Annotated in this window: 13 protein-coding genes and 1 pseudogene; 7 read left to right on the top strand and 7 right to left on the bottom strand. The window is 32.8% G+C overall.

Going from position 1 to position 13,882, the window contains the following annotated elements; all coding sequences use genetic code 11:
• The first annotated feature begins 91 nt into the window (after nt 1–91).
• On the top strand, nt 92–3,121 hold the full coding sequence (locus tag ACKTTV_RS04585) for a fibronectin type III domain-containing protein (protein WP_408029634.1): 3,030 nt from the start codon (nt 92–94) through the stop codon (nt 3,119–3,121).
• A 101-nt stretch (nt 3,122–3,222) separates the two neighbouring features.
• Here ACKTTV_RS04585 and ACKTTV_RS04580 read toward each other — a convergent pair whose 3' ends face one another.
• Nucleotides 3,223–4,041, bottom strand: coding sequence for an alpha/beta hydrolase (locus tag ACKTTV_RS04580; protein ID WP_408029633.1), 819 nt, complete (start codon nt 4,039–4,041; stop codon nt 3,223–3,225).
• A 193-nt stretch (nt 4,042–4,234) separates the two neighbouring features.
• Between ACKTTV_RS04580 and ACKTTV_RS04575 the strand changes: the two genes are divergently transcribed.
• A complete protein-coding gene (locus ACKTTV_RS04575) occupies nt 4,235–4,438 on the top strand; it encodes a hypothetical protein (RefSeq protein WP_408029632.1) in 204 nt (67 codons plus the stop codon).
• Between the two features lie 68 nt (nt 4,439–4,506).
• On the opposite strand, the gene dxs is transcribed toward ACKTTV_RS04575, so the two are convergent.
• A complete protein-coding gene (dxs, locus tag ACKTTV_RS04570; protein ID WP_408029631.1) occupies nt 4,507–6,276 on the bottom strand; it encodes a 1-deoxy-D-xylulose-5-phosphate synthase in 1,770 nt (589 codons plus the stop codon).
• 117 nt (nt 6,277–6,393) lie between these two features.
• Here dxs and rsmI point away from each other — a divergent pair, with 117 nt between their 5' ends.
• Entirely contained in the window at nt 6,394–7,071 is a 678-nt protein-coding gene (gene rsmI / locus ACKTTV_RS04565; RefSeq protein ID WP_408029630.1) for a 16S rRNA (cytidine(1402)-2'-O)-methyltransferase, read from the top strand.
• Between the two features lie 103 nt (nt 7,072–7,174).
• On the opposite strand, the gene ACKTTV_RS04560 is transcribed toward rsmI, so the two are convergent.
• Nucleotides 7,175–7,822: a hypothetical protein gene (locus tag ACKTTV_RS04560; protein ID WP_408029629.1), complete on the bottom strand. Its 648-nt coding sequence runs from the start codon at nt 7,820–7,822 to the stop codon at nt 7,175–7,177.
• A gap of 70 nt (nt 7,823–7,892) precedes the next feature.
• Here ACKTTV_RS04560 and ACKTTV_RS04555 point away from each other — a divergent pair.
• Nucleotides 7,893–8,162, top strand: a pseudogene (locus ACKTTV_RS04555) (16S rRNA (cytidine(1402)-2'-O)-methyltransferase); the annotation flags it as partial.
• On the opposite strand, the gene ACKTTV_RS04550 reads toward ACKTTV_RS04555, so the two are convergent.
• Genes ACKTTV_RS04550 through ACKTTV_RS04535 form a run of 4 tightly spaced genes read right to left on the bottom strand, consistent with a single transcriptional unit; the run spans nt 8,155 to nt 10,527 of the window.
• On the bottom strand, nt 8,155–8,859 hold the full coding sequence (locus tag ACKTTV_RS04550; protein ID WP_408029628.1) for a hypothetical protein: 705 nt from the start codon (nt 8,857–8,859) through the stop codon (nt 8,155–8,157). The pseudogene ACKTTV_RS04555 and the gene ACKTTV_RS04550 overlap by 8 nt on opposite strands.
• Nucleotides 8,860–8,861: 2 nt before the next feature.
• On the bottom strand, nt 8,862–9,530 hold the full coding sequence (locus tag ACKTTV_RS04545) for a hypothetical protein (RefSeq protein ID WP_408029627.1): 669 nt from the start codon (nt 9,528–9,530) through the stop codon (nt 8,862–8,864).
• Nucleotides 9,530–10,177 carry a hypothetical protein gene (locus ACKTTV_RS04540; RefSeq protein ID WP_408029626.1) on the bottom strand — a complete coding sequence of 216 codons (648 nt, stop codon included), beginning with the start codon at nt 10,175–10,177 and terminating at the stop codon, nt 9,530–9,532. The genes ACKTTV_RS04545 and ACKTTV_RS04540 overlap by 1 nt, the downstream gene beginning before the upstream one ends.
• A gap of 11 nt (nt 10,178–10,188) precedes the next feature.
• Nucleotides 10,189–10,527, bottom strand: coding sequence for a PadR family transcriptional regulator (locus ACKTTV_RS04535; RefSeq protein WP_408029625.1), 339 nt, complete (start codon nt 10,525–10,527; stop codon nt 10,189–10,191).
• Nucleotides 10,528–10,660: 133 nt separating this feature from the next.
• On the opposite strand from ACKTTV_RS04535, the gene ACKTTV_RS04530 reads away from it, so the two are divergent.
• The 3 genes from ACKTTV_RS04530 to ACKTTV_RS04520 all read left to right on the top strand — a co-directional run bounded on the left by ACKTTV_RS04530 (nt 10,661) and on the right by ACKTTV_RS04520 (nt 13,746).
• Nucleotides 10,661–11,704 carry a 2Fe-2S iron-sulfur cluster-binding protein gene (locus tag ACKTTV_RS04530; protein WP_408029624.1) on the top strand — a complete coding sequence of 348 codons (1,044 nt, stop codon included), beginning with the start codon at nt 10,661–10,663 and terminating at the stop codon, nt 11,702–11,704.
• A 15-nt stretch (nt 11,705–11,719) separates the two neighbouring features.
• The gene (locus ACKTTV_RS04525) at nt 11,720–12,406 is read left to right on the top strand and encodes a LysE family translocator (RefSeq protein ID WP_408029623.1); all 687 of its coding nucleotides are present in this window, start codon (nt 11,720–11,722) and stop codon (nt 12,404–12,406) included.
• Between the two features lie 83 nt (nt 12,407–12,489).
• The gene (locus ACKTTV_RS04520) at nt 12,490–13,746 is read left to right on the top strand and encodes a T9SS type A sorting domain-containing protein (protein ID WP_408029622.1); all 1,257 of its coding nucleotides are present in this window, start codon (nt 12,490–12,492) and stop codon (nt 13,744–13,746) included.
• Nucleotides 13,747–13,882 lie beyond the last annotated feature (136 nt).

Here is a 13,882-nt window from a genome sequence, read left to right as displayed (position 1 = left end):
ACTATTAATAGTTTTTTTTAGTTATATACTCTTGACATGTAAAAATATATTTACATGCGTTAAAATAATACTAACCAAAATACCCTTCATTATGAAAACAACTATGTTGTGGTTACTACTACTGGTAACCTTTGCAACCTATTCGTCCAACGACAAGTACCGATTAATTATTACGGACAATCCATCCACCACAATTATGATTGGCTGGAATCAAATTTCGGGTACAAGTCCTACCGTTTATTACGGTACAACAGATTTTGGAACAACCTGGTCAAGTTATCCAAATTCAAAGACAGTGGATCGTTCCGTGTCTTACAAAGGAATGAAAAACACCTTTGCAAAATTGACTGGTTTAACTCCAAACACCAATTACTATTTCGTAATACGAGATAGTCAAGGAACTAGCAGTCGTTTCTGGTTCAAAACAGCTCCTAGTAATAATCAAAAGATGTCGTTTATTGCAGGAGGAGATTCAAGAAACAACAGAACTCCTCGAAGAAATGCAAATACTTTAGTTTCTAAATTAAAGCCAACCGCCGTTTTTTTTGGTGGAGATATGACCAATGGCGATTCTAGTTCAGAATGGCAAAACTGGTTTAACGATTGGCAAAATACGATAGCAACTGATGGAAGAATGTTTCCTATTATTCCAGCAAGAGGAAATCATGAAGGATCAAATAACAGTGTTTATCATTTGTTTAATGTTCCCTCTACAAGTATTTATTACGATATCACTTTTGGATCAAACCTGTATACAATTTTTACATTGAACTCTGAAATTTCTGCTGGAGGAAGTCAAAGGTCTTGGTTAAGTGGAAAATTAAGTACTAATAATTCTATTTGGAAATCGGCACAATATCATAAACCGATGCGACCTCATGTTTCTTCAAAATCTGAAGGAAACGATGAGTATTCAAATTGGGCTCAGTTGTTTTACAATAACGGAGTAAATTTAGTTTTTGAATCCGATTCTCATACTGTAAAATCTACTTGGCCAATGAAGCCTTGTTCAGGTGGAGCAGGTTGTGACGAAGGCTTTATTCGAGATAATACAAATGGAACTGTTTATGTAGGTGAAGGATGTTGGGGAGCACCACTTCGTTCTTCTAACGACGCGAAAGGATGGACTCGAAACAGTGGGACCTTTAACCAATTCAAGTGGATTTTTGTTGATACCAATAAAATTGAAGTTAGAACTGTTAAAGTAGATAATGCGAACAGTGTTGGTTCAGTCTCAAATTCAAACCCTTTTACAATTCCTTCTGGATTAAATGTTTGGAATCCATCTAACGGAAGCGTGATTACGATCTTAAATAATAATATTGTAGATAATCAAGCACCGACTAAACCTACAAATTTAGCTGCAAGTGCTATAAACGGTACGTTTTTAACATTAAACTGGACAGCTTCGACTGACAATGTTGGAGTTACGGGATATGACGTGTACAGAGGTTCAACTAAAATAGCAACGGCAACTTCTAATACGTACAACGTTACAGGTTTATCTCCACAAACTACGTATTCATTTTATGTAAAAGCGAAGGATGCAGCAGGAAACACATCCTTATCAAGTAATACTGTAACCGCAACTACCACAGATATTCAGTTACCTTGTTCTTCGACGGTATCAACTTTTCCGTATAGTCAAGGATTTGAATCTGGTGATGGCTGGACACAAGTAACCGGAGATGATGGAAACTGGGTAAGAGATAGTGGAGGAACACCTTCATCAAACACAGGGCCAAGCTCGGCTGCTCAAGGAACGTATTATATGTTCTTAGAAGCGTCAACCAATAATAGTGCTGGGCAAATTGGGCATAATGCAACGGCTATTTTAGAAAGTCCTTGCGTTGATTTGACAGGAAAGACATCAGCATCTTTTGCGTTTAAAAACCATATGTATGGAAGTAATATTGGATCATTAACGATAAAAGGTTCATTAGATGGAGTTAGTTGGTCAGACCTTTGGACTGCGTCAGGAAGTAAAGGGAATCAATGGAATTCAATTTCAGTTAATTTAGCCTCTTATCTTGGTAAGAAAATGAAGCTAAGAATTGTTGGTAAAACTGGAAATGGCTGGTCTAGTGATATTGCTGTTGATGATTTAAGCATTACTACTGGTGGTGGAGGTTCAGATACGCAAGCTCCAACTGCACCAAGTAATTTAGCAGCAAGTAATATTTCCCAAACTTCATTAAGTTTAAGTTGGACAGCATCAACGGATAATGTTGGAGTAACAGGTTACGATGTCTTTAGAGGAGCTACTAAACTGACAACTGTTACTACAACGACATACCAAGTTAGTGGTTTGCAAGCGAGTACTTCTTATACCTTTACGGTAAAGGCAAAGGATGCGGCTGGAAATATTTCTCAATCGAGTAATACATTGAATGTAACTACTCCTGGAAACTCTGTGACATATTGTTCTTCAAGAGGTAATAGTGTGGCTGATGAGTATATTGGTAATGTTACTATTGGAACAATTAACAATACATCTACTGGAGGAAATGGATACTCAGATTTCACTTCGATATCTACAAATTTAGGTAGAGGTGCTTCAACAAACATATCAATTACTCCAGTTTGGGTCGGAACTATTTATAGTGAAGGCTATGGAGTGTTTATTGATTATAATCAGGATGGAGATTTTGCTGATCCTGGAGAAACAGTTTGGACCAAGAGTAGATCAAAAAATGCCGCCATAAATGGATCATTCACAGTGCCTGCTTCAGCAAGTCTTGGTGCTACAAGGATGAGAATTGTAATGAAATACAATGCTACTCCAACGGCATGTGAGGCTTCTTTTGCGTATGGCGAAGTAGAGGATTATACGGTGAATATTACAAATTCTGCATTAAGAACAGTAGAAAGAAGTAAACCGAATTTGATGTCATCATTAGAAGTTTACCCGAACCCTGTTTCTGAAACATTGTTTATAAAAGGAGCAGATTCTAATCTAAGTGTGAAAATATTTGACCTTACAGGGAAAAAAGTATATGAATCTCAAGTTGAAGGAACTTCTATAAACATATCTAAACTTTCGAGTAACAATGTTTATATAGTTGAGTTGTTTGATAAGTTTGGAGAGAAAAAATTGTCTAAGAGAATTATTAAGAAGTAAAACAAAATAATTTAGCGCATGTAAATTATATGATGAGTGGTTCGAATTAATCGAACCACTCTTTTATTGAGTGAAAAAAAGCTTAGTTTAATCAGTAACCGCTACTTTCTTAATTTAAAAAAGTCATTAAAAAACAGCAACTGATATTGAATGGCATTTGACCAATAATCCCAATCGTGCTTTCCTGGTCTTTCAATATAGTCGTGTTCAATATTATTTTTACATAAGTTCTCATGAAGCCTTTTATTAACCTCAAAGAAAAAATCACCATATCCACAATCGATTATAAGTTTCATGCTATTATCGGACAGCAAATGAGTCAATCCAGCAACAGTATGTTTATTCCAGATTTTTTTATTGCTTTTATATTGACCCAGTCTTTTATGGATATCCCAATTCTTTGAAAAAGGCCTAATATCAAGACCTCCACTCATACTTCCAGCGGCTCCCCATATATCTTGATGCTTTATGGCTAAGTATAAGGCTCCATGCCCACCCATGCTCAAACCTGTAATTGCTCTATGGTCTTTTTTAGGCTTCGTGTTATACTTTTTATCAATAGTTTTCACAAGTTCTGATGAAATATAAGTTTCGTATTTCATACTTGAATCAATGGGACTATCAAAATACCAACTGGTTGCACCGCCATCAGGACAAACAATAATCATATTGTAATCATCTGAGTATTTTTTAATTTCAGGAACTTTTGACAGCCAATCCAAATGGTTACCATAAGCACCATGTAAGAGATAAAGAACCGAGAAACCTGTTTTTTGATCAGTATAGGAATCGGGGAGAATTACAATGTTCTTTATCGTTTTATTCATTGATGCACTTTCTATTTCTAAGGTTTCAACTTGTGAAGCAATAAGACCAAAGCTATGGCATACAAAAAAGAAGAAAAATAGTTTTAGTTTCATGAGTTTAAGTTGTGTTCGGTTTTTTACGTAAAGTACAATTTAAATTGATTTTTTAAATAAAAAAATCATCCTAAACAGATGTTAAGATCTTGTTTTTCAACAAATAATAAAATGATGTTTACGAATAATAGCTTGATTTTTAATTGTTAAGAACAATATACATTTTTGATTAACAACGATTAAAAACATTATCATGAGAAAAACGGGATCAACTTTAGTCTTTTTCGGAATTTTAGCCATTGTATTGAACTTTGTTAATATGGTGCCAAGAGTATTAATGTGGATTTATTCATGGGGAGAAACTACTGCCTGGGGTATTAAAATTGGTATTGTAGTTCTTGGAGCCATTTTATGGCTTATAGGAGGCAAAGAGCAAGAAGAGGAGGCTTTAGAATAAGCTTTCAATATTGATTTTGCTTTTGCTATATAGAACGTGTAAGCATTAATGTAGCAAAAGCAAAATATTTATCTCAGCTTTTCGATACAAGATTTTATTGAATCTGAATCAATCCCACATTCTTTCTGAAGTTCATCTGTCGTTCCATGATGGATAAACTCATGTGGTATTCCTAATACATGTATATCGCCCTTATATTTTTGTTGATGGGCGAATTCTAAAATGGCTGAACCAAATCCACCATTTACGGTTCCATCTTCTATGGTGATTATCTTATTGAATTTTTTGAAAATACTTAACACTAGTTCTTGATCTAGTGGTTCTACAAAACGAAGATCATAATGTGCAATACCATTAGTGTTTTCAAGCGAACTTAAGGCATCTGTCACGTTATTAGCAATAGTTCCTATTGAAAGTACCGCAAGATCTGCCCCTTCTTTCAGGATACTTCCTTTTCCAATTTCAATCTTTTCGAAAGGAACTTGCCAGTTTTTTAGTCTACCTTTTCCTCTAGGGTAACGAATTGCAATTGGATTTTCCAAACCAAGTTGAGCTGTATACAAAATATTTCGAAGTTCAATTTCATTTCTTGGTGCAAAAACAATAAGGTTTGGAATGCATCTTAAAAAGGCAATGTCAAAGGCACCATGATGCGTAGCACCATCTTGCCCAACCAAACCAGCACGATCCAAGCAAAATATTACCGGTAAATTTTGCAGTGCTACATCGTGAATTACTTGGTCATAGGCACGTTGTAAAAATGTAGAGTAGATGTTACAATATGGAACCAAACCTTCGGCAACCATTCCAGCAGCTAAGGTAACGGCATGTTGTTCCGCTATTCCTACATCAAAAGTTCTTTCTGGAAATTCATCAAGCATAAATTTTAATGAACTTCCTGTGAGCATTGCTGGAGTAATACCAACAATTTTATCGTTTTCTCTAGCCAGTTCAACAATAGTTTTTCCAAAAACATCCTGGAATTTTGTAAAGCTACTTTTTTCTTTAGGGAGAACATCACCAGATACTTTATCAAACTTACCTGGAGCATGGTATTTTACCTGATTTTCTTCCGCCTGTCGTAGTCCTTTTCCTTTAGTGGTAATTACATGTAAAAATTTAGGACCTTCAACCTTTTTTAAACGTTCTAGTTCACGTATTAATTCTTCAAAATTATGGCCATCAATAGGACCTGAGTAATCGAAATTTAAAGCCTCGAAAATATTGTGTTGTTCAATATCACTTCTAGAAGACTTTATTCTTGTTAAATAATCTTTTAAAGCTCCGACTGAAGGGTCAATACCAATAGCATTATCATTTAAAATAACTAACAAGTTTGCATTCGTGTCGCCGGCATGATTTAAAGCTTCAAACGCCATACCACTTGCAATAGAGGCATCACCAATAACTGCAATATGATGTTTGTTTTTTCCTTGAAGCTTTGAGGCAATAGCCATTCCGAGCGCAGCCGAAATTGAAGTAGAAGAATGTCCAACACCAAAAGTATCGAAGTTGCTTTCACTTCTTTTAGGAAAACCAGAAATTCCGCCTAGTTGACGATTGGTATCAAAAATGTCTTTTCTTCCTGTTAAAATTTTATGACCGTAAGCTTGATGCCCAACATCCCAAACTAATAGATCTTCAGGAGTGTTAAAACAATAGTGTAATGCAATGGTAAGTTCAATAACTCCCAAACTAGCTCCTAAGTGCCCTTCTTTAGTAGCAACTACATCAATAATAAACTTGCGCAGTTCTTTGGCAACTGATGGTAAGTCAGTTGTAGGTAGCTTTCGCAAATCCGAAGGATAGTTTATAGTATTTAACAGCTTTTGTGACATGGGAGCAAAAGTACAAAAAGCAATGATGATAACATTTGCAATTTAAATAAGACCAAAGAAATTGATGATTTTTTCCTTTATTCATTTCGAAACCATAAAACTTTGTAGTTTTGCGCTATGAGCAAATTATTTATAGTTCCTACGCCAATTGGAAATTTAGAAGATATGACTTTCAGAGCAATAAAAGTACTGAAAGAGGTTGATGTGATTTTAGCAGAAGATACGCGTACTAGTGGAAAATTGTTAAAACATTTTGAAATTACAACGCAGATGCAATCGCATCATATGCATAATGAACACAAAACGGTAGAAACTATTATTAAGAGGCTACAAAGTGGAGAAACTTTTGCTTTAATTTCAGATGCTGGAACTCCAGCTATTTCTGATCCTGGGTTTTTATTATCAAGAGCTTGCATTCAAAATGACATTGATATTGAATGTTTGCCTGGTGCTACGGCTTTTGTTCCTGCACTAGTGAATTCTGGATTGCCAAATGATAAATTTATTTTTGAAGGTTTTTTACCCGTGAAAAAAGGAAGGCAAACTCGATTAAAGCTCTTAGCGGAAGAAACTAGAACGATGATCTTTTATGAAAGCCCACATAAATTGCTTAAAACGTTAGGTAATTTTGCCGAATATTTCGGTGAGGATCGAGAAGTTTCTGTATCTAGAGAATTGACCAAGTTATTCGAAGAAACCAAACGAGGAAGTGTAAAGGAAGTACTTTCATACTATACCGATAAACCTGTTAAAGGAGAGATTGTTATTGTTGTTGATGGTAAAAAGGTTAAATAGCTCAATAGAAGTGAAATACAAACAGTTTAACAGAAGTTGATTAAACTGTTTGCATTCTAGTGTTTTATTTACAGAACGATGAAAGAAATTATGTTTTCAAAGATTATTCACCGAAATGAGCATTATACTCATTAACAATATTTAAAATATTATATACTTTATATCCTTTTTCTTTGTTCTTTATTTTTTTTGCCAATTCAGGATAATCGGAAACATATTTGCTCATTACTTTTTTGAAACTAAATAAAACTTTAGTAGAAGAAAATTTCAATGTTTTTCCACCTTCTTTCGAGGCAAAACCTTCTGCAACAACTTTAGTTCCATCAAAATCTAGAATAACTTCTTTATTCCCTTTTTTTGAAATCGTTAATTCCATTTTTTGGTCGTCCTCAACTCTCATATAATACTCAAATAAGCTAATTTTTCCTTTTAGGGTTCTTAATAAGAAAACTTTTGTTTTACCCGATAACCCCTCGTATGGATGTGATTCGTAGTAATCATCACCTATTTGATATGCTTTCAATTGTTTTGGTTTGTATACAACCGGTTTATCGTCTAATGTTTTAAAGAATTTGACTTTTCTTTGACTCTTTATTTTCAGAAACCTTTTAAGATATCCTTCAATTTTTTTTCCATCTTTTAATATAACGTAACCAGGTAATTTTTTTGAATGATCTTCCCAATTCTCTTCAACTTGTGCATAACAAAAATTAATTGATGTAAGTAATAGCAGTGTAAGTAATTTTTTCATTTTTGCGAATTTATATTTAATGCTAAGGTATTGATTTTTTGATAATTATTGGTCTTAGGGATTGAGATGAGTAAAAAAAGGAAGGCAAACTCGATTAAAGCTCTTAGCGGAAGAAACTAGAACGATGATATTTTATGAAAGCCCACATAAACTGCTTAAAACGTTAGGTAATTTTGCTGAATCTTTCGGTGAGGACCGAGAAGTTTTTGTATCTAGAGAATTGACCAAATTATTCGAAGAAACCAAACGAGGAAGTGTAAAAGAAATCCTATCATATTATACTGAAAAACCTGCGAAAGACGAGATTGTTATTGTTGTTGATGGCAAAAAGATTAAGTAAGTTCTAATGTATATTCTGGATAGTGCTTTTTTAATAACTCCTCAGATTTTTTTGGAATAAGGAATAAAGCTATATAAGTCAGAATTATTGCTGCTACCATAAAAACAGCATATAGTACTCTTATTGGTTCTGTTGTGCCAAGAAAATCCTTGTTTCCAATAGAAAAACACTGAAAGAGATTGAAAAGTAAAAAGGAGAAATTAAAAATACCTTGAACCTGAATTATGTCTTCGAGCATCCATTTTTTACCTGATATTTTATGTTTTCTTTTAAGTCTTCGGTTATTTGCTACCATTATAACGGATTGAACCAATATTAACAAAAATAGAATACCGAAATAAAGGTCATATGAGTTTTTAAACTCCTGAATTTTATACAATACTAAAACTCCAATAACAGTCAAGAATATTTTTGGTAGCTGAAACCATTGCTTAGTAAAGCTTAAAAGTATTTTAAAATATCGTTTTCTTAATTGGCTTTGTTTTTGCTCAACGATGTCCATAAAACCAAAAACACCGAATTTTTTAAAAGAAGTATTCAATGCTTTTTCAAATGATAAGCTTGGAGATTCCTTCCAAATACTTTCAATATCATTGGCAAGATGATCTACTAATTCAGTTTGTAAATCATAATGTTCAACATAATGTTTTCTAGTGAATTTATAGAGTTGATCAATTTGTTGATTAGTTAATTTCATAGCTATTGAATAATTTGTTTGTATTTGTTTTCAATGTTTTCCATTTGAGCCATTAGGCTACTGCCAAAAGGAAAATACACCAAAAACGTAATCAAAAGAGGATTAATAAGAAATGTGATTAAATCATCATTAGGTATTCTTAGATAAAAAATAATATATACTTGAAGAGCAACATTAGAAACTATGCTTGCTGTAAGGTTGTACGACTGTATAATTTTTAATTTGCCATAGGTTTTCATAAACTTTTTTGTAGCAATAAGGTAATAAGCTGAATATCCCATTGCTATAGTGGCTAGGAAGTACATTATATAGTTGTTTTCCAGCGTTAGTGAAAAAAAAATGCCCGTAGCGATTAAACTTAAGACTAAAGCATTCAAAGGTTTGAAGGTTTGAATTAGAACATCTTTAAGTATAGATATCGAATCCGACCAAAATTTTCTCTTCACTATACGGTCGTACTTTTTCTTATAACTCTCCTTTTTACTCATCATATATTTTAAAAAAGGAGTGTGCAAACGATTGTCTTCAAAGAACTCATCGAGGTTTTCAATGGTGTCTTCTAGTTCACTAGCAATATGATCTACCATTTCAAAACGTATATCCATATACTCGATTCCGATAGCTTCTAGAAAATTGTTAATTTGTTGTATTTGAAGTTTCGTCAATTCCATTAGGCAATATCGGTTTTAATGAATTCCAAATGTTTTCTAAAAACTTTTACTGCGAAATGAACAATAACGATACTGTATAAGATAATTGAAATATCAAATAAATCAGCATTTCCATTCTTCAAGAAATTCGAGCCTCGCATGAATAGAGGAAAGAATAAATATCCTAGTATTTGTGTTTCGAAAATGAAGCGATATGATGTTTTGACTTTTTTTAGAAGGATAAAAATATAACTAATGATTATCGCTGCACTTGTGAATAGGATCCAACCATCAACAATAGCTCTTACAATTGATGAATGAGGTACAACTATTTCGAATTTATTTAGCTTAATGCCAAGTATTAAAAGAAGAGTTATACCGTAAATTTTGTAATTGTTATATTTTACAAATGTTTTCAATTTCTCAATTACAAATTTAGGTTTGCTATATGCGTAACCAGTATGAAAACTTGAAGAGTATGTTAAATGAGGGAGCCATTTAAGTTTCGAATTTGTGAAAGCATCCTCAAAAGAGATATTATTATACATTTGATCTTCAATATCAGAAAGAAAATGGTCTAAAATTTCAATTTTGATATCCTCGTAGTATATTCCTTTATGTTTTAAGTAATTTTCTACTCTTTGTATTTGATGTGTTGTTAATTCCATAGCGGTGTTTTTTAGTCAAGGCTCAATTTAGGGTTTACAAGTTGTTGCATCGTTTGAATAAAATCTTGCATTTGCGAAAGCCGATTTATGGTTTCTTTCGTGCCGCGTTCCGTTAACTTGTAATACTTGCGCAGCCTGTTTCCTACTTTTGCAACTTCAACTTCTAGGTGTCCTTCAGCTTCCAATTTGTGCAAAGCAGGATACAAAGCGCCTTCTGTAATCAGCAATTCTCCCTTGGTTAATTCCTTAACCTTTTGCGAGATTTCATAGCCGTACATCTTATCATTTTGAGCAAGCAATTTTAAAATAATTGTTTGCAAAGAGCCTTTATACAATTTTTGATTTCCCATTTCGAATTTTATTTTGTTTGTCAAATATATACATAATTTTCTTATGTATAAAATTCTTAGGTATTATTTTACTTAGAAAGTACATCATTTGTTCACTTTTTGTTTGCTATTTTTGCTGAATATAACTAGCAACATGGCAAAATTCTATAAACTACTTATAAAAGAAGTTATTAAAGAAACAGCAGATGCCGTTTCAATTTTATTTGATATTCCTAAAGAGTTAAAAAAGAGCTTTTTATTTAAGGCTGGACAATATGTTACTTTAAAGCAAGATATTAATGGAGAAGATGTAAGGAGAGCATATTCTATATGTTCATCGCCAAGTAGTGGAGAATTAAAGGTAGCAGTTAAAGCTGTTGAAAATGGAAAGTTTTCAACATTTGCAACTACCGAGTTGAAGAATGGAGACCAGCTTGAAGTTTCTGAACCTGAAGGGAAGTTTGTTTTAGAGCCTGCAACAGGAAAGAATTATATTGGATTTGCAGCTGGAAGTGGAATTACTCCTGTGCTCTCCATGGTGAAAGCTACCTTAGAGGATTCAAGTGCAAACTTTACTTTAGTTTATGGAAATAAAAGTAAAGCTGATACTATTTTTTATGAAGAGTTGGATGATTTGAGCAATAAATACTCAGAGCGTTTAAATGTGCATTATGTGTTCAGTAGAGAACAAGATGACAATGCTCTTTTTGGAAGAATAGATAAAGGGCACGTAAATTACTTTGTTAAAAATATTTACAAGGCTACTAATTTTGATGAAGCGTTTTTATGTGGTCCTGAAGAAATGATCAATATTGCTTCAGAAACATTGTTAGAAAATGGTTTGAGTAAAGATGCTGTGAATTTTGAACTATTTACCGCCTCTTCGTCTGAAGAAAACACAAGTCAAATTAAAGATGGTGAAACGGAAATTACTGTAATGCTTGATGACGAAGAAACCACTTTTACCATGAAACAAACAGATACGATATTGGCTGCCAGTTTACGAAATAAATTAGATGCGCCATATTCTTGTCAAGGAGGAGTTTGTAGTAGTTGTATTGCTTTGGTTACGAAAGGGAAAGCTGTAATGAGTAAAAATTCTGTTTTAACAGATGATGAATTAGAAGAAGGCTTGGTGTTAACATGTGTTGCGCACCCAACAACTCCAGAGATTTCAGTAGATTTTGATGAGGTTTAGAAAAAAAAATAACTAATGGATTTTTACACTTTAAAGAATGCTTTTTTAGTAGGTGTTTTTATGGCTTTTATGATAGGGCCAGTCTTTTTTATGCTTTTAAAAACAAGTATCCTAAAAGGAGCCAGAGCGGCAATAGCTTTTGATATTGGTGTTATTTTGGGTGATATTAGTTTTATCTTAATAGCCTACTATGGAAGTAGAAATCTGCTAGAAAAAATAAAAGATGATCCTCGATTGTTTTTAATCGGAGGGCTTATTCTTATCGTTTATGGAATTATAACATATCTGGATAAGAGTAATAAAAAAGAAGTGGACCAAGACCAAGTAGAGGTTCCAAAAGCCAACAATTACTTTAAATTGTTTTTAAATGGTTTTTTACTCAATTTTATTAATATTGGTGTTTTGGCAGGCTGGCTTGGTATTATGGTCGTTGTTGGTCCTACCTTAAACATGAATCCTACTTCAATTTTTTGGTATTTTGTGATTGTAATCTTTGGTTATGCTTTTACCGATTTGATAAAAATTCTTCTAGCGAAAAAGTTAAAGAGTAAATTAACACCATTGGTTATTTACCGAATCAAAAGAGGTATGGGGGTTTTGCTAATAGTTTTTGGTGCATTTTTTATGTTGAAGGGCTTTATTCCTAAGGAAAAAATGGATAATCTTATCGATAAAGTTCAAATCGAAAATTTTAACAAATAGCACGGAAATTTTAACAGATTAAGTAATTGTTAAATATTCTTAGAAGGTATTTTTGGTCTCTTCAAACCCCAAAAATTACTACATTGAAAACCAATTTCTTACTACTAAATTTGCTGCTGTATTTTAACATAGTAGCAGGACAATCTTCCGATATCGTAAATGTTCCAGATGCAAACTTTAAAAACTATTTACTCAGAAATGGAGCAATAAACACCAATAATGACAATGAAATTCAAGTTTCAGAAGCAAACCTTTTTTCTGGAAAAATTAATTGTCATAGTTTGGCTATTCAGGACTTAACGGGAATCGAGTTTTTTGTTAACCTAAAAGAATTAGATTGCTCTAAAAATTCATTGACTTCCTTAGATGTCTCGAAAAACACAAAATTAAGATCATTAACATGTGGAGGAAATGATTTAACGGATTTAGATGTTTCTAGCAATTTAGATTTAACTACTTTATCTTGTAATAGAACCAGAATTCGCTCTATTGATCTAACTCGAAATACAAAGTTAAATTACTTAATGATTTTTGATAACAGGATCTCTTCTATTGATATATCAAACAATGTTAATCTTAATCATTTATGGATACAACAAAACAATTTGACTAATTTAGACGTAAGCAATAATACAGAGTTAAGAATTTTATCTTGTGCTTCTAATAGAATACGTGGATTAAATACATCTGGAAATTCTAAATTGGTTACGTTGGTTTGTAGTCGAAACGAGTTGGAGTCAATTGATACATCTAACAACCCTAACCTCTCTTTTTTTTCTTGTGGAAATAATCCAATAAATGAATTAGACTTAAGAAATAATGCAGCCTTAAAAGTGTTGCATTGCGCGAGAACTGATATACGTGACTTAGATTTATCATTAAATATAAATTTAGAACGTTTAACATGTCATGGAGCCGATTTACATTCATTGAATCTTAAGAATGGGAATAATATTAAGTTAACACAGCTAAGAGCATATAATAATCCTGATTTATCATGTATTCAAGTTGATAATTTGGAATTAATTGACAATCGACCTGGTTGGAATGTTGATGATTCAGCTACTTTTAAGATACAATGTGCTACAGCATCTCTATTTGATTTGTCGTTTAGTAACGGTGTTGAAACTACTCCTAATCCAGTTAAAGATATACTCTCTATAGGAGTGGAAGATTTTTCAAAATTCGAAAGCTGTTCAATTTTTAATGTTACTGGGCAAGAAATTCTTAAAACAAAAGAGATATTAATTGATATGTCTCACCTATCAAAGGGTATTTATATTGTAAAAATCATGGGTGTTGATAAAAAGGTAGCCATTAAAAAAATATTTAAAAGCTAGGACATAACATAGTTTACTTGAAACAAACCTCTGAATTTTCAGGGGTTTTTTTATATCAAAAATCGAGTGTTAAGGATATTAACAGTTAAAATTGAAATTTTAACGTAATTATAGGAAATGTTCGGAATTGATGGGG

The sequence above is a fragment of the Tenacibaculum xiamenense genome (genome assembly GCF_964513065.1).
GTDB lineage: Bacteria > Bacteroidota > Bacteroidia > Flavobacteriales > Flavobacteriaceae > Polaribacter > Polaribacter xiamenense.
Note: the sequence above shows the minus strand (reverse complement) of the source record. Positions and strands in the feature narration are given on the sequence as shown.